22 protein-coding genes are annotated in these 21119 nt (G+C 60.5%); 18 read left to right on the forward strand and 4 right to left on the reverse strand.

The genetic code is table 11. From position 1 onward, the window contains the following. Positions 1-67 precede the first annotated feature (67 nt). The 7 genes from ABIB48_RS10390 (at position 68) to ABIB48_RS10420 (ending at position 9233) form a co-directional block, all read left to right on the forward strand. On the forward strand, positions 68-2344 hold the full coding sequence (locus ABIB48_RS10390; protein WP_354212922.1) for a hypothetical protein: 2277 nt from the start codon (positions 68-70) through the stop codon (positions 2342-2344). Between the two features lie 114 nt (positions 2345-2458). Then, a complete protein-coding gene (locus ABIB48_RS10395) occupies positions 2459-3403 on the forward strand; it encodes a tetratricopeptide repeat protein (RefSeq protein ID WP_110106649.1) in 945 nt (314 codons plus the stop codon). Between the two features lie 140 nt (positions 3404-3543). Beyond that, positions 3544-4329 carry an ABC transporter ATP-binding protein gene (locus ABIB48_RS10400; RefSeq protein WP_110106650.1) on the forward strand — a complete coding sequence of 262 codons (786 nt, stop codon included), beginning with the start codon at positions 3544-3546 and terminating at the stop codon, positions 4327-4329. Continuing rightward, entirely contained in the window at positions 4311-5894 is a 1584-nt protein-coding gene (locus tag ABIB48_RS10405) for a transporter (RefSeq protein WP_354212923.1), read from the forward strand. Before ABIB48_RS10400 ends, ABIB48_RS10405 begins: the two co-directional genes overlap by 19 nt. Positions 5895-6055: 161 nt before the next feature. Further along, positions 6056-6838 (forward strand): glucosamine-6-phosphate deaminase, encoded by a 783-nt coding sequence (gene nagB / locus ABIB48_RS10410; protein ID WP_315913114.1) that lies wholly within the window; start codon positions 6056-6058, stop codon positions 6836-6838. A gap of 195 nt (positions 6839-7033) precedes the next feature. Then, positions 7034-7360, forward strand: a complete 327-nt coding sequence (locus ABIB48_RS10415) for a DUF3039 domain-containing protein (protein ID WP_110106653.1) — start codon at positions 7034-7036, stop codon at positions 7358-7360. Positions 7361-7466: 106 nt separating this feature from the next. After that, positions 7467-9233, forward strand: coding sequence for a DEAD/DEAH box helicase (locus tag ABIB48_RS10420; protein WP_354212924.1), 1767 nt, complete (start codon positions 7467-7469; stop codon positions 9231-9233). Positions 9234-9254: 21 nt separating this feature from the next. Here the strand turns inward: ABIB48_RS10420 and ABIB48_RS10425 are convergent, their stop codons facing one another. Both ABIB48_RS10425 and ABIB48_RS10430 read right to left on the reverse strand, forming a co-directional pair. Then, positions 9255-9872 carry an isochorismatase family protein gene (locus ABIB48_RS10425; protein WP_110106655.1) on the reverse strand — a complete coding sequence of 206 codons (618 nt, stop codon included), beginning with the start codon at positions 9870-9872 and terminating at the stop codon, positions 9255-9257. Between the two features lie 10 nt (positions 9873-9882). Then, complete coding sequence (locus ABIB48_RS10430; protein WP_354212973.1) at positions 9883-11196, reverse strand: nicotinate phosphoribosyltransferase; 1314 nt, start codon at positions 11194-11196, stop codon at positions 9883-9885. A gap of 76 nt (positions 11197-11272) precedes the next feature. Here ABIB48_RS10430 and clpS point away from each other — a divergent pair, with 76 nt between their 5' ends. The 6 genes from clpS to rdgB all read left to right on the forward strand — a co-directional run bounded on the left by clpS (position 11273) and on the right by rdgB (position 15493). Beyond that, positions 11273-11578 (forward strand): ATP-dependent Clp protease adapter ClpS, encoded by a 306-nt coding sequence (gene clpS / locus ABIB48_RS10435; protein WP_110106656.1) that lies wholly within the window; start codon positions 11273-11275, stop codon positions 11576-11578. Beyond that, complete coding sequence (locus ABIB48_RS10440) at positions 11571-12137, forward strand: DUF2017 domain-containing protein (protein ID WP_110106657.1); 567 nt, start codon at positions 11571-11573, stop codon at positions 12135-12137. Before clpS ends, ABIB48_RS10440 begins: the two co-directional genes overlap by 8 nt. Before the next feature lie 61 nt (positions 12138-12198). Then, positions 12199-13221, forward strand: a complete 1023-nt coding sequence (murI, locus tag ABIB48_RS10445; RefSeq protein WP_354212925.1) for a glutamate racemase — start codon at positions 12199-12201, stop codon at positions 13219-13221. A gap of 2 nt (positions 13222-13223) precedes the next feature. Then, on the forward strand, positions 13224-14021 hold the full coding sequence (locus ABIB48_RS10450) for an MBL fold metallo-hydrolase (RefSeq protein WP_354212926.1): 798 nt from the start codon (positions 13224-13226) through the stop codon (positions 14019-14021). 111 nt (positions 14022-14132) lie between these two features. Next, positions 14133-14873: a ribonuclease PH gene (gene rph, locus ABIB48_RS10455; protein ID WP_110106659.1), complete on the forward strand. Its 741-nt coding sequence runs from the start codon at positions 14133-14135 to the stop codon at positions 14871-14873. Then, on the forward strand, positions 14873-15493 hold the full coding sequence (gene rdgB / locus ABIB48_RS10460; protein WP_354212927.1) for an RdgB/HAM1 family non-canonical purine NTP pyrophosphatase: 621 nt from the start codon (positions 14873-14875) through the stop codon (positions 15491-15493). Before rph ends, rdgB begins: the two co-directional genes overlap by 1 nt. Positions 15494-15624: 131 nt before the next feature. On the opposite strand, the gene ABIB48_RS10465 is transcribed toward rdgB, so the two are convergent. Then, complete coding sequence (locus ABIB48_RS10465; RefSeq protein ID WP_245932231.1) at positions 15625-16329, reverse strand: DedA family protein; 705 nt, start codon at positions 16327-16329, stop codon at positions 15625-15627. 171 nt (positions 16330-16500) lie between these two features. Here ABIB48_RS10465 and ABIB48_RS10470 point away from each other — a divergent pair, with 171 nt between their 5' ends. The 5 genes from ABIB48_RS10470 (at position 16501) to ABIB48_RS10490 (ending at position 19906) form a co-directional block, all read left to right on the forward strand. After that, the gene (locus tag ABIB48_RS10470) at positions 16501-16932 is read left to right on the forward strand and encodes a GntR family transcriptional regulator (protein ID WP_179442450.1); all 432 of its coding nucleotides are present in this window, start codon (positions 16501-16503) and stop codon (positions 16930-16932) included. Further along, positions 16929-17882: an ABC transporter ATP-binding protein gene (locus ABIB48_RS10475; RefSeq protein WP_110106661.1), complete on the forward strand. Its 954-nt coding sequence runs from the start codon at positions 16929-16931 to the stop codon at positions 17880-17882. Before ABIB48_RS10470 ends, ABIB48_RS10475 begins: the two co-directional genes overlap by 4 nt. Further along, positions 17879-18568, forward strand: a complete 690-nt coding sequence (locus ABIB48_RS10480) for a hypothetical protein (protein ID WP_179442448.1) — start codon at positions 17879-17881, stop codon at positions 18566-18568. Before ABIB48_RS10475 ends, ABIB48_RS10480 begins: the two co-directional genes overlap by 4 nt. Before the next feature lie 137 nt (positions 18569-18705). Next, positions 18706-19704, forward strand: a complete 999-nt coding sequence (locus ABIB48_RS10485) for a 3'-5' exonuclease (RefSeq protein ID WP_354212928.1) — start codon at positions 18706-18708, stop codon at positions 19702-19704. Between the two features lie 76 nt (positions 19705-19780). Next, entirely contained in the window at positions 19781-19906 is a 126-nt protein-coding gene (locus ABIB48_RS10490; RefSeq protein WP_315913120.1) for a hypothetical protein, read from the forward strand. Between the two features lie 13 nt (positions 19907-19919). Here the strand turns inward: ABIB48_RS10490 and ABIB48_RS10495 are convergent, their stop codons facing one another. Then, entirely contained in the window at positions 19920-21005 is a 1086-nt protein-coding gene (locus ABIB48_RS10495) for an ADP-ribosylglycohydrolase family protein (RefSeq protein WP_354212929.1), read from the reverse strand. Between the last annotated feature and the right edge of the window lie 114 nt (positions 21006-21119).

Raw genomic sequence — 21119 nt, forward strand, 5'->3', positions numbered from 1 at the left:
TAGATAACGGTTCAGTTACCCTTGATCTAACGATCACAGCAGTGTTCCGTCGATGTTAGGTAAGTTCTTGCGTTCAAAAATTGCGATTGTCTTGGCCATCCTGGGCCTCTTGGTGTTGGGTGCAGGCATTGGCCAGCGCACCATCTGGCTCCCTCCGGCCACGCTTACAGCCACAGCGCCGGCGCCCTCCGCGTCTGCACCACTGACTGTTATTGGTCCGCAACTGCTCAATACTCGTGATGGCCAGTTCACCATGACCGTCAAGAGCGATGGGCCTCTGCAGCTTGCTGTGGCACGCCAGGACGATATCCTCGGCTGGGTAGGGAATGGCGCATATACCGAGATTGGTGGGGCCGATGCGGACTTTACTCAGCTGGCGGCCACCAGCCACAAGGGTGAGGCCACCGTGCCTAACCCTGCAGGCTCCGATATGTGGGTCAGCGAGGAAAAAGCCGATGGTGAACTCAGTTACACCTGGCAGGCTCCCGGCCGCGGGGACTGGGCCTTGCTCCTCTCTGTTGATGGCAAGGCCGCAGCGCCTACCGACATTTCCATCACGGTGGACAACGAAGCTGGCACCCCTTGGGCCGTCCCGCTGATGATCATTGGCTCAGCGCTGTTGGCTCTGGCCGCACTGATGTTCCTTATTGCACCAAACAAGCCCAAGGCAGAAGTTGCGGCAGGCCGCCGTACTGCTGGCCGCGTCCCGTCCGATCCGGCCACCGGCGCCCTGGAAGTGGACAAGATTGTGGCGTCCCGTTCAGCGGCCAAGCAGGCAGACGGACCCGGCGCCCCTGCCACGATTGACGAGGCCCGCAAGGCAGAAGCCGACAAGGCAGGCCCAGACAAGGCAGGCCCAGGCGATGATTCCACTGATCGCCCGGACAAGAGCTCAAGGCAGGACAAAGCTGCCCCCGTTCAAGCAGTTGTTTCCGGTGACGCTACCTCCGCCCTGCCGCTGATGCTGTCTAAGACTGAGCCCCCCGCTGCGTCCAAGCCCAGCGACACTACGGTGGATCCGGTGGCCGTTGAAACTGAGTCCAGCTCAGATTCCGGCACCTCGGACCAGGCTGATCGGGACCAACCTGATAATGACCCCTCTGATCAGGACAAGCCTGATAACAACAAGCCTGATGACAACACGCCCGATAACAACAATGGCGGAAATAATATTGCTGGGGAGAACATTGCCGGGAAGAACAAGCCTGCTAAGAGTAAACCTGCCAAGGACAAGCCCGGTAAGGACCAGCAGACGGAGTTCAGGGCGCATGAAGGAACCATGGGACTGATGAACAAGCGCGTTAAGTTCACCACGCGTTGTGGCGTGGCCTTGGCCGCAGTTCTAGTGGCTGGCAGCCTCAGCCCTGCTGTGGCTGCCGATCCCACCACACCGGCAACGAGTCCCTCAGCCACAGCTGCTGCCACAGAATCTGCGCCCGCCACGGCAACAGCCGTGCCGTCCACGCCAGGTTTCCCCGCACTGCTCGATAGCCAAGTGCAGCGTATTTCCTCGGCGGTTGCTGCTGCTGTGGCGGCTGGTGATAATGCAAAAAATGCTCAGGAACTTGAAGTTCGGGTTTCGGGAATGGCCTTGGAAGCCCGCACAGCCAACTACAAAATTCGGGCCAAGGTATCCAAGCAGGCGGCCATGGAACCGGTGAATGCCTCAACACTGCTGGCCAAGGTCGTCACCACAACGGAGACTTGGCCCCGTTCCAGCATGTTGGTTACACAAGGTGAAAACAATGCCCTGCCTCAGCTATTGACGCTGGTGCAGGCAAGCCCGCGGGAAAACTACAAGCTGATTCAGGCAACGCCTTTGCTGCCCGGTCAAACTTTCCCCAAGGTTGATAAGGAAGGCACCAAGGAATTGCCTCTTGATGCTGCTGATGGTCTGGCGATGAGCCCTGCTGACGCCATTGCGGCCCTGAGTGACCGCCTCACAAAGGCCGATAGCAAATTCAAAACCTCCTTCAATGACAGCGTCTACATTCAGAGCGTCCTTGATACCCAAGCCACCATCCTCAAGGAAGCCAAAGACGCCAGCTACGTGTTCAGCCACAAGGCAGACACCGGCCAGGTAGTAAACCTGCGCACGGCTGACGGCGGCGCCATGGTGGTAGTTGGATATAACTTCGGAATCGACGCTACGAGCAAGGAAAACGCCAACCTGACCGTGGGCGATGACGCGGCAGTATTCACGGGAGGCAAGGAAACCACGAAGGGCTTCACCCTCAATTACGCTGAGCCCGTGGTCATGCACATTCCGCCCGCAGGCTCGGATGGAAAAATCACCATCTTATCCGCTACCCGCAACCTGGTAGGCGGCAACTTCAAGAAGTAATTTCGCCTTGCACAGGGGACCCGGACGCTATCAGGAGTCTGAGTCCCCTTTGCCAGGTTTCACCCGCGGCGAGATTTAGCTAAGGCCGCCGCCTTGCCCAGTTAGAGTGAGTTCATGAGTCAAAACAGCCCCATGTCACCCAACGGCCTGTCCGGAGTTAACCTCCGTGGCGCCGTCGATCTTTCCGCCCTGAAAAACCGTGCCGCGGCTCCCGCGCCTGGCGCTTCCGCCAACGCCTCGCCCTATGCGGTGGACGTGAACGAGGCAAGTTTCCAAGAGTTTGTTCAGCTTTCGCAGCAGGTTCCCGTTGTGGCGGCGATGGGTTCTGGCCGCTCGCAGCAATCGGCCAATGTGACCGCCATGCTGGAAAAGGTTGTTAACGAATTCGGTGGCCAGTTGGCGCTCGGCCGGATCGATGTTGATAGCAGCCCGCAAATTGCTCAAGCTTTTGGCGTGACAGCGGTTCCCACAGTGGTGGCACTGATCAAGGGCCAGCCTGTGCCCATGTTTGAGGGTGAGCTTCCCGAGGAACAGGTCAAGGAGTTCTTCAATGAGCTCCTGAAGGTCGCAGCCAGCAACGGTGTTACCGGCAATCTCGGTGGTGCGCAGGACCCGGCGGCCGTGCCCGAGCCGCAACTGCCACCACTGCATCAGGCCGCCCGCGACGCCATTGAAGCAGGGGATTTGGAAACGGCGCAGAGTAGCTACGAGAAAGCCTTAGCTGAAAAGCCCAACGATTCCGACGCTAAGATCGGTTTGGCCCAGGTGCAGCTGATGCGCCGGACCGCTGGTATCGATGTGGTGGCGGCCGAGGAGCTGCGCACCCGGGCAGCCAGCGATCAAGACGATCTTGAAGCCGCCTTGGCCGTTGCGGATCTGGACGCGACAGGTGGTCATGTTGAGGACGCATTGGCACGGCTGGTGAAGTTCATTGCCACGCATTTTGGCCCCGAACGCGAACCTGCCAGGATCCGCCTCTTGGAGCTGTATGACGTTGTGGGCATCAGCGATCCGCGCGTTTCTGCTTCGCGGCAAGCACTGGCCCGGGCCTTGTTCTAAAGCTGCGTTCTCGAGCCGCGAAGCCGGCGGGTGGCTGCCGTGTCATTCTTGTGGGGCCAATTGCCGGAGTGACACGGAAGTGCCAAAATCATCCTTTGGGATAAGTCACATGCAACCTCAGGATTGCTAGTGTCGTCTTCATGAACACCTCGATTGCGCCCTCAGAGACCCGGCCACCTGCCCTGTCAATTCGCGGACTGGCGAAGCGTTTCGGCGAGAAGGTGGCCGTTGACAACATCAACTTGGATGTTCCTGCCGGATCCTTCTACGGTTTGGTGGGGCCCAACGGCGCCGGAAAAACAACCACGCTATCCATGGCCACGGGGCTGCTGCGCCCGGACTTTGGTCAGGTAAGCGTCCATGGTCTGGACGTTTGGGCACAACCGTTGGAAGCCAAGAAGCTCATGGGTCTGCTGCCTGACGGTGTGCGCCTCTTCGACCGGCTCAGCGGTGAGCAGTTGGTCACTTACGCCGGTCTCCTGCGGGGCATGGACAAAGACACCGTGGCGTTGCGTGTGAAAGACCTCCTTGCCGCCTTGGACCTGACCCGGGACGCCGGGACGCTGGTGGTGGACTACTCCGCCGGTATGACCAAGAAGATCGCCCTTGCCGCGGCACTTATTCACGCCCCGAGGCTGCTGGTCCTTGACGAACCCTTTGAATCGGTGGATCCTGTCTCCGCCGCCAATATCCGTGACATCCTTCATGACTACGTAAATTCCGGCGGCACCGTGATTGTCTCCAGTCACGTCATGGACCTGGTCCAACGCATGTGTGACCACGTGGCCGTGATTGCCGGCGGCAAAGTCCTGGCTGCTGGCACGGTGGATGAGGTCAGGGGCGAAATGAGCCTGGAAGAGAAGTTCGTGGAACTTGTTGGCGGCCGTAACCAGACTGCGGGGTTGTCATGGTTGCGCACCTCTTAAGACTAAAAATTGCGCTATTGCGCAACTCCATGAAGCGCACGCCCTGGCAACTGGTAGGGCTCATCATTGGGGCCCTGTACGGGCTGGGCATCTTGGTCATGGTGCTGGTGGGCCTGGCCGTGCTGGGTGCCACTGATTCGGCGCTGGTAGGCACCGTCCTTGTCCTTGCCGGTGCGGCACTGTTCCTTGGCTGGCTTATTGTTCCGGTGGTTGCCGCCGGACTGGATATGACACTGGACCCTGCCCGCTTCACCACCTACGCCATCCCCATGAAGAGCATGCTGACCGGCCTGGCGCTCTCAGGTTTCATCGGTATTCCAGGTGCCATCACCTTGTTGGCCGCCGTGGGCACCGCCGCTGCCTGGTGGCGCCACCCGGTGGCAGCTGTTGCCGCCCTCATCTGCGGAGCCCTAGCCGCGCTAACCTGCATTGTTGCCTCACGTGCCATCACGGCAGCGAGCACCAGTCTGGCATCCTCCCGCCGTTTTAAGGACGTCAGCGGCATTGTGGTTCTGGTCCCGCTGATGCTTATGGGCCCCATCATTGCCGGCATCTCCAGTGGAATCACTGACTTTGCCGATTTCCTGCCCCAGCTGGCAAACACTGTGTCCTGGACTCCTTTGGGCGCCATCTGGGCGGTGCCAGCCGCCATTGCCAGCGGCGCCTATGGTGCTGCCGCCGTGAAATTCCTGATTGCGCTGGCAACCATTGCGGCACTGACCTGGGTGTGGAAGGTGTGCCTGGTCCGGGCTCTTGTGACCCCCGCGTTCTCCGGAACAGCCAAGCGTAACCCGGGCAAGTTGGGCTTCTTTGCCATGTTCGCGCAAACCCCCACTGGCGCCATAGCTGCCCGCTGTCTCACCTATTGGTTCCGTGATCCGCGCTATAGTGCGGGGCTGCTCATCTCCCCACTTATCCCCGTTGTCCTGGTATTTGGCGGTTCTCAGACGGGGGGGATGGATGCAGTGGGACCCATCCTGAGCTATTCCGGCGCCATTGCAGCTTTCATGATTGCGTGGAGCATTTCCTCCGATATTTCCTATGACAGCACCGCGTTCGCTCTGCACTTGGCCTCCGGTGTTTGTGGAAAGGCAGATAGGACCGGACGTGTTCTGGCTGCTGCCGTCCTGGCACTGCCACTGGGATTGCTCTTTGCTATTGCCGGAAGTGTTGTCTCCGGAACCTGGGCGCAGTTCCCACCGGCCGTGGGCCTGATAATGGGTGCTACCGGCGCAGGACTGGGCCTGGCCAGTGTGCTCTCATCCCGCTTCACCATGATGGCTCCCTTGCCGGGGGAGAGCCCCATGAAATCCAAGCCGGGCAATAGCTTCGCCACCGTGCTGGTTCAGTTGGGCGGCTTTGTCGGTGCGGGGGTACTAGCTGCCCCCGTAGCAGTGCTGGTCATCATTGGTGCCGTCACCGGCCAGCCACTGTTTGGCTGGTTGGCCTTGCTGGTTGGTCTGCTGCTCGGCGCCCTGTACGTGGTCTTGGGGATCCGCATTGGCGGGGCGCAATATGAGCGCCGTGGACCGGAATTGTTGCAGTCCGTTTCTGTAGATCGCTGAGACTGGATATGGTTAGAGCTACAAAGCAGACCCAAGGCAAAAGCGCCCTGTCAGCCACCGCTTGCGGAGTGCGCTGACGGGGCGTCTGTGCACTTGCGCCCGTCTGCGACAAGCCGTTAGTCACCGCTTTCTGAGGGTGGCAGTGAAAGGAAGCGTGTTTCATGGAGGTCATCATCCTCCCCAGCAGCAAGGAAATTGGGGCGCTTGCCGCCGACTCGATCGAGGCCTTGGTGCGTAACAAGCCCAACGCCGTGATTGGCCTGGCCACGGGTTCCTCCCCGCTGCCCATCTACGATGAGCTGGCCCGCCGCCACGCTGACGAGGGGCTGAACTTTTCCGCGGTCAGCGGCTTTGCTCTGGATGAATACGTGGGCCTGCCCGCGGGCCACTTCGAGTCCTACCGCGAGGTCATTCGCCGCGAGTTCACGAACCGCGTTGATGTGGCAGCAGAGAACGTGCACGGCCCGGATGGCTCCACCGAGGATCTGTTGGGTGCCTGCCAAGCGTACGAGGATGCGATTTCTGCCGCGGGCGGCATTGACCTGCAGATCTTGGGCGTCGGCACCAACGGGCACATCGGCTTCAACGAGCCAGGCTCCTCGCTGGCCTCACGCACACGCATCAAGACCCTGGCCGAGCAGACACGCCAGGACAACGCGCGCTTCTTTGATCATCTTGACCAAGTTCCGCACCACGTGGTGACCCAGGGGCTGGGCACCATCATGGATGCCCGCCACTTGGTTCTGGTGGCCTTCGGAGCAGGCAAGGCCGACGCCGTACGCGACTTCGTTGAGGGCCCCGTGTCCGCAGCGTGCCCGGCCTCGATCCTGCAGTTCCACCCCCGGGCCACCGTCATCATTGACGAGGCTGCAGCATCGAAGTTGGCAGGTGCTCCAAGCTACCGCCACGCCTATGACAACAAGCCCGCCTGGCAGGGTCTGTAAAAAGTAGGGCCACTGACGCCACTTCTGCGGTTGCGGGAGCTCACCTGAACGAAAAGGTGGGCTCCCGCAGCCGTCCCCTCCCAACGCTCCCGCAGTTTCGGCGCGTTTTCCAGGGACGCTCCCTCTCCTTCAGTCGGAGTGTGATGTGGGAGCCACTACGGTGAGTCGCGGACGTGAAGACGGTAGACTGAATTTATGAGTTTGCCTCCAGACCCCTTTGAAAACGATCCGAACTACGGACCCGGCCAGACCGGTGGTTCCACTGCCGTGATTGAGCGCCAGGAACTGAAGCAGGAAGTCGAGCCCGGAGACAGCGAACGGTTCTCGCATTATGTCCGCAAGGAAAAGATCATGGAATCGGCCATGACCGGAGATCCCGTTGTGGCGCTCTGCGGCAAGGTCTGGACTCCGGGGAGGGACCCCCAGAAGTTCCCCGTCTGCCCCGAGTGCAAAGAGGTCTATGACGGACTGCGCCCCGAGGGTGGCGGCAAGGGCAAAGGCCCGAAGAAGCCCAAGAATTAGTTCGGGGCTGTAATTCTTTTTTGGGAACGGTTTAAAACCGTTCAATCGCCGTGCCCGGAAGTGGGAACGGAAGCGTGGAAGAAGTGACAAGGATGGCGGATAATTCGTGACGGAGACATTGTTTGGTGGCCCGTCGCTGCCTCCGGCCTATCCTGAGCGCGCCGCATGGGGTACAGCACAAAAGCTGCGTGCATGGCAGTCAGAAGCCATGGAAAAGTACTTCAACGAGAGCCCGCGGGACTTCCTGGCCGTTGCTACCCCGGGTGCCGGAAAGACCACGTTTGCCCTGCATATTGCCACACAGCTAATAAGCCGCGGGCAGATCAACAGGGTCACGATCGTCACACCCACCGACCACTTGAAAAAACAGTGGGCAGACGCCGCGGCGAAGGTGGGCATCGCGATTGACCCAAACTTTAAAAATGCTGATGGCCGCCACGGCAAGGGCTTCATTGGTGTAGCCGTCACGTACGCCCAAGTTGCCAGCAAGCCCATGTTGCACCGGGCCAAAACTGAGGCCGCGCGCACCCTGGTCATCATGGATGAGATCCACCACGGAGGCGACGCCTTGTCCTGGGGTGATGGCATCCGGGAAGCGTTTGACCCCGCCACACGCCGTTTGGCCTTGACGGGTACCCCGTTCCGCTCGGATACAGCGGCCATCCCGTTCGTGGAATACGCCGAGGATAGGGACGGCATTCGCCGGTCAAAGGCTGATTACACCTATGGCTACGGTGAAGCGCTCAAGGACCATGTGGTGCGCCCCGTCATGTTCATGGCGTATTCGGGGCAAATGCGCTGGCGCACCAGTGCTGGTGAGGAAATGGCGGCAACGCTGGGCGAGGCTGTGACCAAGGATGTCACCTCGCAGGCATGGCGCACGGCGCTGAACCCCGAGGGGCAGTGGATCCCTGCCGTCCTGGCCGCCGCGGACAAGCGCCTCACCGAGGTGCGCAGGGCAGTGCCTGACGCCGGTGCCATGGTGATTGCCACAGATCACGAGGACGCCCGCGCCTACGCCGCAGAGTTGAAGAAGATCACGGGAGAGTCACCTACCGTCATTTTGTCCGATGACGCCAAGGCTTCCGCCAAGATTGATTCTTTCTCGGCAGGGGACAAGCGCTGGATGGTGGCCGTGCGCATGGTCTCCGAAGGTGTTGACGTGCCGCGTCTTGCTGTTGGTGTGTACGCGACCTCGACGGCGACTCCGCTGTTCTTCGCTCAGGCCGTGGGCCGTTTTGTGCGGGCCCGCAAAAGGGGAGAAACGGCGTCGATCTTCCTGCCTTCAGTGCCCAACCTGATGGCACTGGCCAACCAGCTTGAGCTGGAGCGCGATCACGCCTTGGACCGCCCGGATAAGGATCCGGATGGCTTTATTGAAGAAGATTCCGAGATGGAGGAGGCCAACCGTGAGGAAAAGGCCTCCGACACCCTGGAGAAATTCAAATTTGAGGCGCTGGAATCACAGGCGTCCTTTGACCGGGTGTTGTTCGACGGCGGCGAGTTCGGTACCGGCGGCGCGATTGGCAGTGAAGACGAGCTCGACTTCCTGGGCATCCCAGGACTTCTCGACGCCGACCAAATGGGTTTGTTACTGCGTCAACGCCAGGCCGACCAACAGAGCCGCAAGCGCAAGAGATCTCCGGCCGAACCCGAGGCGCCGCCGTTGGTGGACCACCGGCTGTTGATGGATCTGCGAGGCGAGCTGGCCAAGAACGTCTCCGCGTGGAGTTCCCGATCAGGGATGCCCCACGGCATGGTGCACAGCGAATTGCGCCGCATCTGTGGCGGCCCGGCCGTGGCACAGGCTGATGAAACGCAGTTGCAGACCCGGTTGAAGAAGCTCCAAGACTGGTTTATTGGGCGGAAATAACCCGGCTCATGCGCCCGCCCGCTACTTGACCTCTACTCCTGCGTCTTTGAGTTCCTCGAGAGCTTCCTCACTGGCGTCTTCGTCTACACCTGCCACATAGTCCCGCAACACAGTGGTGTTGTACCCGGCGTTAATGGCATCTAGGGCAGTGGCGCGCACGCAGTGGTCCGTGGCGATCCCCACAATCACAACATCTTCGACGTCGTTCTCGCGCAGCCAATCATCTAGGCTAATGGGGGCCTCGCCGTCCTCTGCCACAGATTCGTGGGCCTCACGTTCACCCACGGCAACCTCATCCTCAGGTGCCAGCAGGCCGTCGAAGCCAGAGTAGGCCGCATCAAACTTTCCCTTGCGAAAGTATGCGTCAATGTCCTCAGTATCCAGGTTCCGGTGCAGGGCTGCGCCCTTGCTGCCGGCCACACAGTGCACAGGCCAGCTGTTGAGAAAGTCCGGGGTCTCGGAGAAGTGGGCACCCGGGTCAATATGCCAATCCTGTGTGGCAACAACGAAGTCCAGGTCTTGGGCGTTTTCTAGGAATTCACTGATTTCGCTTGCAAGGTTGGCGCCGCCGGCGACGGCGAGTGAGCCGCCTTCGCAGAAATCATTCTGCACGTCAACAATGATCAGGGCCTTGGCCATGGGATGCTCCTTAGTTCTCTGCCGCAGGGACAGGTGCTGCTGTTTCGTATTCGGTAGGGATCACAGGCTCCCCGCGTTGGAGCCGGCGGGCGGCTCCGGGCAATTCGGCCATGGATGCGGCGTGCCGGGCGGTGGCTCGCACCACACCATCAGAACCGATCCACCCTGGTTCCAGCACGCCCTCGGTCATGAACCGTGCCAGCAGCGGGCGGTCATTGGTGTCAGCATCCGGGCGGTGACCAATCCCCACCACTTCGGCAGTAGCCACACCCTCGTTGTTCAGGCGGCGCGTGGCGTACTTGCGCCCACCCACACTGGTTTTGTTCTTGGAAGCCTTGGCAACAGCCACAAACTCACCGTTGTCACCTTCACGGGACACCAATTTATACACCATCGACGCCGTGGGCGCACCTGAGCCGGTCACGAGGGAGGTCCCCACGCCGTAAGCGTCCACGGGGGCTGCGGCCAGCGCTGCGATGGCGAACTCGTCCAGATCGCTGGTCACCGTGATGCGCGTGTTCGTGTTCCCCAGCGAATCCAGCAACGCCCGGACATCCCGCGCCTGGGCGAGCAAGTCACCGGAATCCAGCCGCACGCCGCCCAAGGCGGGTCCCGCAATGGCGACGGCCTTACGGACGGCGGCTTCGACGTCGTACGTGTCAACCAGCAGTGTGGTGCCGTTGCCCATGGAACCGAGCTGAGCACGGAAGGCATCCTCTTCACAATCGTGCAGGAGCGTGAAGGAGTGGGCGGCGGTGCCCAGCGTCAGTACGCCGTAGCGCAGGCCGGCTTCTAAGTTGGACGTGCCGTAGAACCCGGCAATCACGGCGGCACGGGAGGCGGCCACGGCGGACTCCTCGTGCGTGCGTCGGGATCCCATCTCAATGCAGGGGCGGGCTCCGGCAGCACCGGTCATGCGGGAGGCGGCGGAGGCAATAGCGGAGTCGTGGTTCAGGATCGAGAGCACGTACGTTTCCAGAATGCAGGCCTCGGCAAACGTCGATTCGACGGTCAAAATGGGTGAATTGGGGAAATAAAGTTCGCCCTCTGCATAACCGTAAATGTCTCCGGAGAACTTGAAATCGGAGAGCCATGCCAAGGTTTCGTCATTGACAACGTTGTTCTGGGCCAGAAAATTCAGCTCGTCAGGGCCAAAACGGAACTGCTCCAAACCTTCGAGCAGACGGCCCGTTCCGCCAACAACCCCATAGCGGCGGCCGTCCGGCAGGCGTCTGGCAAAGGCCTCAAAGACGCTGCGGCGATGTGCGGCACCCGAGTGCAGAGCAGCCTGGAGCATGGTCAGCTCATAGTGATCTGTAAACAGTGAAGTGCGGGGCTGTCCCCAGCTTATTGGCGTAGTCACGGAATTCACTTTAGTGGGGCAACACTAGAATGGACATATGAGTGTCAGCACAGCCCCGGAAACAGACCGGGAAGCATCAACGCGCGAACTCATCTCCCCGGACATCCCCTGGGAATTGATCGTGTGGAATGACCCGGTCAATTTGATGAGTTACGTTAGCTACGTTTTCCAAAGTTATTTTGGCTATTCAGAGGCAAAGGCGGCGAAATTAATGCTCCAAGTCCACACTGAGGGCAAATCCGCGGTGGCCCATGGTGCCAAGGAAAAGATGGAAGCCCACGCCGTAGCCATGCACGGGTTCGGCCTGTGGGCAACTGTTGTGAAGGGCGGCCCCCGTGGCTAAAGCTTTTTCCGCCGGCCGCCGTGGCATCACCGGATTCCTTGAACCCGCCGAGCGTGACCTCCTGCGCAAGCTCTTCTCCGACATCATCACCATGCTTGAACCGGCCACCCCCGCCCACGAGGATCCACTGGCGGCGCTGATCGGCCTGGACATGGATGTCCGTGTCCCCACGGACCCCGCTCTCTTGAGGCTCCTGCCGGACGCGCTCACGGGCGACGCCGACTCCGCCCTGGAGTTCCGCCAGCTCACCGAACGCTCCCTGCGCGAAAGTAAGATCGGTGCCTTGCGGGCAGCATCCTTGGGTCTGGACAGCGAGAAGCTGGTCTTAGATAGTGAGGGTGCCAAATTATGGGCCATGGCGTTGAATGATGTCCGTCTGGTGCTGGCCGAAAGGCTAGCTATCCGCACTGCCGAAGACGCCGAACGGATCCATGAGGTGCAGGACTGGGGCGATGCAGATGATGTAGAAAGTTACCTCTCGCTGGTCTATAACTTTGTCTCCTGGCTACAGGAAAGCCTGGTGCAGGCCATGCTCGTGGAACTGCAACGAACAAAATAGGTGGCCACCGGCGTCAAATATTATCTGTAGCCGGGCCGCAGGAACTATTGTTGAAACGATCATGAGCGCAAATCCAGCACGCACCACCGAAACACAGCCAGCCGGCCGCCCACCCTTGACGGACCGCCCCATCGGGATCTTTGATTCCGGCGTGGGCGGCCTGACCGTGGCCCGTGCCGTCATCGATCAGCTGCCTAATGAGTCGATCCTGTACGTGGGTGACACAGCCAACGGCCCCTACGGTCCGCTGCCCATAGCCGAAGTCCGGGCCAACGCCTTGGGCGTCATGGATGAGCTGGTTGATTCTGGCGTGAAACTGCTGGTGATCGCCTGCAACTCAGCATCGGCGGCGGTTCTGCGTGACGCCCGTGAACGTTACACGGCACGGTACGGCATCCCCGTCATTGAGGTCATCCAGCCAGCCGTGAGGCGTGCCGTGGCGGCCACCCGGACTGGAAACGTGGGCGTCATTGGCACGGTGGCAACTGTGGGATCCAGGGCATACGAGGATACGTTTGCGGCCGCCCCGGACCTGAGAATTACCTCCGTGGCGTGCCCCGATTTTGTCCGGTTCGTGGAATCGGGGATCACGGCCGGGCCAGAGTTACTAACCACGGCGGAACAGTATTTGGCGCCCTTGAAAAAAGCCGCCGTGGACACGCTGGTCCTGGGCTGCACGCACTATCCCTTGCTGACGGGCGTAATTTCCTACGTCATGGGGGACACAGTGACACTGGTATCCAGTGCCGAGGAAACAGCCAAAGATGTGTACCGGGCCCTTGTCAGCCACGATCTGGAACGTGTCTCAGTGGCTGCTCCTACCCACCAATTCCTCTCAACCGGTGACGCCGCCAGCTTCGCCGTGCTGGCCAGGCGCTTTCTGGGTCCGGAGGTGCGCGGAGTGGAACAGGTGAGCCATGTTGCTGCGCATTACCCCACAGGATCTTTAGCCCGCATCACCCCTGACATGCTCGCTGCCGCCGCACAGAAACCAGGCGGTGGCGCAGTCACACAGCAATCCAATTTTGTTTTGCAGGCTTCCATAGGCAGACTTGCTGTTCCGGGAAGTATTGCGGGGGAGTAGCCATGAAGTTGACCATTGTTGGATGCAGCGGGTCCTTTCCCGGCCCGGCCTCGCCCGCGTCCTGCTACCTGCTGACAGCGCACGACGGCGTTCGGCCCTGGCGTGTGCTCCTTGACTTGGGCAGCGGAGCCTTGGGATCCGTGCAACGGTACATGGACCTAGAGGACATTGATGCCATCTTCCTGAGCCACCTGCACCCAGATCACTGCATGGACTTGTGCGGGCTGCACGTGGCCGTCCGGTGGAGTCCATACGGCTGGCACCGTGGACCGATTCCCGTATGGGGCCCGGCAGCCACAGCAGACAGGCTTGCCACCGCCTACGGCCTGGACCTGGATCCGGGCATGCGCGAAGAATTTGACTTCATCAACTGGCAAGAACGTGAACCCGTGAGCGTAGGCCCATTCAAGGTCACACCCTATTCAGTGAACCATCCCACTCCGGAGGCCTACGCGCTGCGCGTGGAAGTCACTGAATACGATGGCACTGGCATGGACCGAACCTCCGTTTTGACATACTCCGGTGACACCGACAGCTGTCAAGGGTTGGAAGACGCCGCCCAAGACGCCGACTTCTTCCTGTGCGAGGCGGCCTTCGAAGAGGGCCGGGATGATCACATCAAAGACGTGCACCTCACAGGAAAACGTGCCGGAGAAGCTGCTGCCCGGGCTAACGTGAAGCGGCTGCTGCTCACTCACATCCCCGTGTGGACGGACACCAACAAGGTGGTGGCCGAAGCCCGCGAAGTGTATTCCGGTGACGTGGCCGGTGCCGTGGCGGGTGTGCACTACACGATCTAGGAGGCCGGAGTCCGTTGTTAAGATTGGAGGCCTGTGCACCTGCCTCAAATCTTAACTACGGACTCCGAAGACCGCGGCAGCCCGTGCACGCGAGGCTATAGGCTGGTATGCATGACAACAAATGAAACACTGCGCGCCGACGGCCGCAGCAATGACCAGCTCCGCGACATCACCATCACCCGCGGCTGGTCCAAGCAGGCCGAAGGTTCGGCCCTCATTGAATTCGGCAACACACGGGTCCTGTGCACCGCGTCTCTGACCCCCGGTGTGCCGCGCTGGCTCAAGGGCGAAGGTACCGGCTGGGTCACGGCCGAATACGCCATGCTGCCGCGCGCCACCAACACCCGTAACTCCCGTGAATCAGTCAAGGGCAAAATTGGCGGGCGCACCCACGAGATCTCCCGCTTGATTGGCCGCTCCCTGCGCTCCATCATCGATACCAAGGCCCTGGGTGAAAACACCATAGTCCTGGACTGTGACGTTCTGCAGGCCGACGGCGGCACCCGCACCGCCGCGATCACCGGCGCCTACGTGGCCCTCGCCGACGCGATTGCCTACGCCAAGGAAAACAAGCTGATTGCCAAGAACGCAAACCCGCTGATTGACACCGTCTCCGCCATCTCCGTAGGCATCATCGACGGCGTTCCCATGCTGGATCTGCCCTACGTTGAGGACGTCCGCGCAGAGACGGACATGAATGTTGTTGTCACCGGCTCGGGTAAGTTCGTTGAGGTTCAAGGCACCGCGGAAGGCGCCCCGTTTGACCGCGATGAGCTCAATCAGCTCCTGGATTTGGCCCTGCTGGGCACCACGGAACTGTCCCGTATCCAGCGCGAAACCCTCGCCAACTAATGGCGCCCAAGCTCATCCTCGCCACCCACAACCAGGGTAAGTTGCGTGAGCTCCGGGAGCTGCTGCGGGGCCAGATCCCGGGCCTGGACGTTGATACTGACGTGCTCGACGCCGGAGCCATCCACGCCCCGGATGTTGCCGAAACAGGGGTCACCTTCGCAGATAACGCACGTCTCAAGGCTCATGCCGTGGCGCAATTCAGTGGCGTCTTGGCCATTGCTGATGACTCCGGACTGGCCGTGGATGTCCTGGGCGGGGCCCCGGGGATCTTCTCGGCCCGCTGGGCAGGGACGCATGGAGATGACACGGCGAACCTGAATCTGCTGCTCGCTCAGCTTTCCGACATCAGTGCCGAACACCGCAGCGCACGTTTTGTTTGCGCCGCGGCACTAGCCAGTGCAGACGGGTCCTTGGATGTTGTGGAAGAGGGAACTCTTGAGGGAACTTTGCTCAGTGTTCCCCGCGGCGAGGGCGGTTTTGGATACGATCCCATCTTGGCGCCCTCAGGGCTGGAGGTCTCCTGCGCCGAGCTAAGCAGCGCGGAAAAGAACGCCATCAGCCACCGCGGCGATGCCTTCCGCGCACTGCTGCCGCACATAGTGAAGGCACTCTCCCACTGAATCTCGCCGCCACGGCGACTGCAGGCGCTGAGAATTCAGGCGCTGCGAATGCAAGTGGTGGGAAATAGAGGTGGAAAAACGAAGGCGACCCCGGGCTGATGCCCGGGGTCGCCTTCGTGGTGGTGGAAGAACTACGCCTGTGAAGCCCTCTTCTTATTGCGCTTGATCATGGCCTTAATGAATTCAATGCCGATGGGAATGACCGAGAGGGCCACGATGCCGATGAAAATTATGTCCAGGTTTTTTTGGACCCAGGGGAAATTGTCACCCAAGACGTAGCCGAGGTAGGTGACGCCGCCGGCCCAAGCAACGGCACCAATGGCGTTGAAGATCAGGAACTTGCGCATATCCATCTTGGCCACGCCCACAATGACGGGGACAAAGGTGCGGACAATGGGGACGAAGCGGGCCAGAATCAGGGCCTTGCCGCCGTGCTTTTCAAAGAAGGCGTGAGCACTCTCAACGTGCTGCCTCTTGAACAGTTTGGATTCTGGTTTGTTAAAGATGGCGGGGCCGGCCTTGTAACCGATGTAGTAGCCCAGCTGGTTTCCAAGGAAACCTGAAACAATCAGCATTCCCATGAGCACCCAAATGTTGACGGGCATACCGCCGGTGCTCACCAGCAGGCCTGCCGTAAAGAGCAGAGAATCGCCGGGTAGGAAGAAACCCACCAGCAGGCCAGTCTCGGCAAAGATGATGGCGCAGGCAATGATGACCACCCAAAAACCAAGTGCCGGGTGGTCCAACATGTTCATGGGGTCCAGCCAGTCGGGCAGGATGCCGAGGGACGGCACGGCCCCGTGTCCCACGAGCGCGGGCAGGGCGGAGGCACTCAATGCAGTAAGTATCACGATCCAAGATTACGTTACTTCCCTGTGCGATATCTCCACCCTTGGGACGATCTTTGGGGTTGACAGTCACCACTATGGTCGTATGGTTAGTTACATGAGTAATGAACCAACGAGGTTAGCGGTGGTCCTCGGGAACTGGGCGAAGGTGGTGGCTGCGTGATTGATGACAGCAAGCCGATCTTTGTACAGATCGCGGAATTGATTGAGAACAACATTGTTGAGGGCGTGCTCGCTGAAGAAGCCCAAGTGCCCTCCACCAATGAGTTCGCTGCCTTTCACCGGATCAACCCGGCCACCGCCGCGAAAGGTGTGAACCGGCTAGTTGATGACGGAATTCTTTATAAGAAGCGAGGCATTGGCATGTTTGTTGCTACCGGCGCGCGGGAGATCCTCATGAGCCGTCGCCGGGAAGTCTTTTACGAACAATTCCTCCAGCCGTTGGCCAGAGAGGCTCGCAAGCTGGGGATCGACGGCGTACAACTAGCGGCGATGCTTGCCAGGGAACAGATGCTGGCCAGGGAACCAGAGCTGGCCCCGCATGAACCGGCTCGGGGCAGCACAGCACAGTTAAAGGAAGGCGCATTGTGAGTACAACAGTTGTCAGCATGGAAAACGTGTCCAAGGCCTACAAGGACGTCATGGCCCTTGACGGAGTCAGTCTCAGACTCGAACAGGACAAAATTTACGGCCTGCTGGGACGCAACGGCGCAGGCAAGACCACGCTCATGTCTGTGTTGACGGCACAGGGATTCGCCAGCTCGGGGGAGTTTAGCGTCTTCGGGGAACAACCCCATGAAAACGAAAAGGTGCTGAGCCGGATCTGTTTCATCAGGGAATCGCAGAAGTATCCCGATGACTTCAAGCCCTTCCACGCGTTCAAGGCCGCAGCCATCTTCTACAAGGACTGGGATAACGCTCTGGCCCTGCAATTGGCCAAGGACTTCCAATTGCCCATGAAGCGGCGGATCAAGAAGCTCTCGCGCGGTCAGCTCTCAGCCGTGGGCGTCATTATCGGCTTGGCCTCGCGGGCCGAACTGACTTTTTTTGATGAGCCTTACCTGGGGTTGGACGCCGTGGCCCGCCAGCTCTTCTACGACAGCCTGCTGGCCGACTACTCCGAGTTTCCACGCACCATTGTTTTGTCCTCCCATCTCATTGATGAGGTGGCCAATCTGCTCGAACACGTGATCGTGATCGACAAGGGCAAAATCATCGTGGACGACGATGCCGAGAACCTCCGCGGCTCGGCCTTTAGTGTCGCCGGTCCGGCAGCCCGCGTTGAATCCTTCGCAGCAGCCCGGGCGGTGCTCCACCGCGAAGGGATCGGGGCGCTGCTTTCGCTGACGGTCGAGGGTGTGCTGAGCCAGGCCGAACGCCGGGAAGCGGCAGAACTTGGTTTGGAAGTTGGGCCCGTCTCGCTGCAGCAGCTCGTCATCAAAAAAACGCTCGATGCCGGTATTGCCGGCGTCCCCGATGGGGCAAGGGAAGAAACAGCCAAGGCAGCAAGGAAGAGCAGCCGGATGGGAGCATCACAATGAACCGTGCAGTGGGAGTTGCCAAAATGCAGCTCATAAGCAAGTGGACCTTCTTGGGCATTCCAGCGCTCATTATTGGGGTCTCCTTCGCCTTCAGCCTTCTCATCTGGGCCATGATCCCGGATTCGGTGGGGACCAAATACTCAGGTGCCGGCCAGGCAGTCATGTGGTATTTCTTTGGTCTGGGCATCCAGTCATTGACCTACACATTCCCGTTTTCCCAGGGCCTGAGCATCAGCCGGCGCAACTTCTTCTTTGGCACCGTGGGATTGTTCGCCGTTATTGCCGCCAGCATTTCGGTGCTCTACGTGCTTTTGGGGTTCGTGGAGGCAGCCACCAATGGTTGGGGATTGCAGGGGCAGATGTTCAGCCTCGGCTGGGTCTCCGAGCAGCCCTGGGGTGGGCAGCTGTTCTTCTACTTCGTGGTGATGATGTTCCTTTTCCTGGCAGGGTTCTGGGGTGCGACTGTGTATAAGAGGTGGCAGACAACCGGGCTGCTGGTGATGTTCATTTCTCTGGGAATCCTGCTGGTGGGTTCCGTGGCGTTGATCACCTGGCAGGGCTGGTGGGCCGCCGTCGGCAGCTGGATTGTGGCCCTGACCCCCGTCACGTTGGGTCTTCTGGCCCTGGGGCTCGCGGCACTGCTCGGTGTTGGCGCCTACCTGACGTTGCGCCGGGCAACACCCTGAACCGTCACGGCAAGTACGACGCCGGTGGGCCAGGTTCTGAGCGAATCTGGCCCACCGGCGCTGCACTTTGTGCGAACAAAGGGTGGGCCGGCTCACCTTACGCTGGCGGTGTCAGTGGGGAGGGGTAGCCTTGAGAGGTGGCTCTGGACTTTACTGCAATTGATTTTGAAACCGCCAACGGATTTAGGGGATCGCCCTGCTCCGTTGGTCTAACAAAGGTCCGTGGCGGGGTGATTGTTGAGGAAGGCTACTGGCTCATGCGCCCACCGGAGGGCCACGACCACTTTGATTCCCGCAACATCACTATTCACGGCATCACCCCTGACGATGTGGCCACGGCCCCGCGTTTTGCCGAGGTGTTTCCGGCGATTGGCGCTTTCATTGGTGCGGATCCGCTGGTGGCGCACAATGCGGCCTTTGACCTGGGCGTGATCCGTTCCGCAGCAGAAGTCTCGAAAATCCCCGCACCCGCGTTCGACTATGCCTGTACCGTGATCCTTTCGCGCAAAAACTATTCACTGCCGTCGTATTCGTTGCCGTTTGTGGCCGAGGCTGCCGGTGTACCACTGCAAAACCACCACGACGCCACCGAGGACGCCCGCGCCTGCGCCGGGATCATGGTGGACATTGCCGGCAAACACGGCGTGGATTCCGTGCGCGGGGTATTTGAATCGATGACGTTGGCCATGCCGCACGTTGACGCCTACAACCCCACCACAGATGAGCTCTCCAAAGCCACCCGTTCGGCGCTGGAGAGGATGGTGCAGATGCAGGCTGGGATCGCCGCTGGAACGGCTCGTGGCGGGCGCTCCAGCTGGTCCACTGAGGGTCCAAACCCGGAACCGAACACCCACGCTGACATCGCCCACCCGCTCTTTGGACAAACCGTGGTCTTCACGGGCGATCTGAGCCTGGGCCGTCCTGAAGCAAAAATCAGGGCAGCGGCTCACGGAGCCCAGTGCGCCAGCAATGTAACCCTAAAAACCACTGTGCTTGTGGTGGGCAGCGGCTTCACGGCAGTAGATTTACGCAGCGGACGGCTGACCTCCAAAGCCAAACGTGTCCTGGATCTGCAGCGCCGCGGACAAGGCATTGAGGTGCTCTCCGAGGGCGAATTCATGCAAATGGTTGGCTGAACCGCCCGCACTCCATTTTGGTCATGCTGGGCAACAATCTTTCGAAACCTCACAGGCACGGTTCTACTCTGAATTTATGAGCCAACGTGCCGATATCCCTGCAGTTACCGCCGCCGCCGACTTTGAGCGGTGGCCATTATTGCTGCCGGGTCCGCCCAAACGCTTTGCACAGGGCATTGGTGCGGTACTGTCCCTGGGCTGAACGGGTAGTTGAACTACTCTCCGGTGGTGAGCTTGATGAAGTTGGCTCCCAGACGCCGGATCAGGGAGGGTGCCTCGCACAGTTTCAACCACGACGGCGGCAGGGTAACTTCCCCGTAGAACGCACCCAGGATGTTCCCGGCGATGGCCGCAGTGGAGTCACTGTCCCCGCTGTGGTTGGTGGCAAGGCGGATGGCATCCAAGAAATGCCCCGCGGGCGAATGTGCACCAGGCGCCGTAACCAGCACGGAGTAGACAGCAACAGCAAGTGCCTCCTCAGCTACCCAACCCAACCCCAGCGCGTCGGTGAGGGAATCGCCGCTGAGGGGTTCGCCGTCGTGCGTGGACAAGGTCAGGGCCGCCTCAAGGCGTGCCAGCAGCTGGGCATCTGCACCAGGCTCGGCAACAGCCCGCTCCCTGGCGGATTCGGCACCGGCACGCAGCGAGAGCCCGCCCATGACCAACTGGTGGATGAGCCAGCTAAACGCCCCGGAGGACTGGCGCGCCGAGGGATGCCCGTGGGTCAAAGACGCCGCATCGGAGCTGATCTTGTACACCGTTTCCGCCTCGATGTTAGGCAGCAATCCGTAGGGCGCCGAACGCATCACGGTCCCGCAACCCTTGGAATCGGGGTTGACGGGGCGGAAAATGGTGCCCATTTCCCCGCCCGCCAAACCACTCACGCACGCATTGCCGGGGTGGCGTTGGTGGTGGAGCACGCTCTGAGAATCAATCCAGCGGGGGGCCTGCTCCGGGGTGTGGCTGGGCACCTGCATATTCTGGGTCTTGAGCCAGCGCAGATACGCGAGCCATTGGCAGGCGTTGATATCGGCACCCACACCGCTATTGGCCCACTCCAGCACATCCAACAGGCCATCAAGGGTGTAAAGACTCATCTGAGTATCGTCGGAAAAATGCGGTGTGCCGGACGCCTGGGACAAGTCCACCAGCAGCGCCGGACCATACTTCGCCTCAATGGCGGCGAGGGAATCGAACTCCACAAGGTAGCCGAAGGCATCACCTAAGGCGCCTCCCATGAGCGTGCCCTGGACGCGGCTGGCGAAGTCGGCGGGGGGAGCGGGCTGAACTGGAATGGTCATGAGACCAATTTACCGTTTCCGGCAGCGGATGCGGGCCAAGACAGCGGTGCGGCTGTGAGGAGGCATACGGGGGCCGAAGTAGACTCAAAGGCGGTGCTTCTTGTGCGCCCACCA

It is taken from the genome of Arthrobacter sp. UYCu511 (genome assembly GCF_040547105.1).
In the GTDB taxonomy this organism is placed as follows: domain Bacteria; phylum Actinomycetota; class Actinomycetes; order Actinomycetales; family Micrococcaceae; genus Specibacter; species Specibacter psychrochitiniphilus.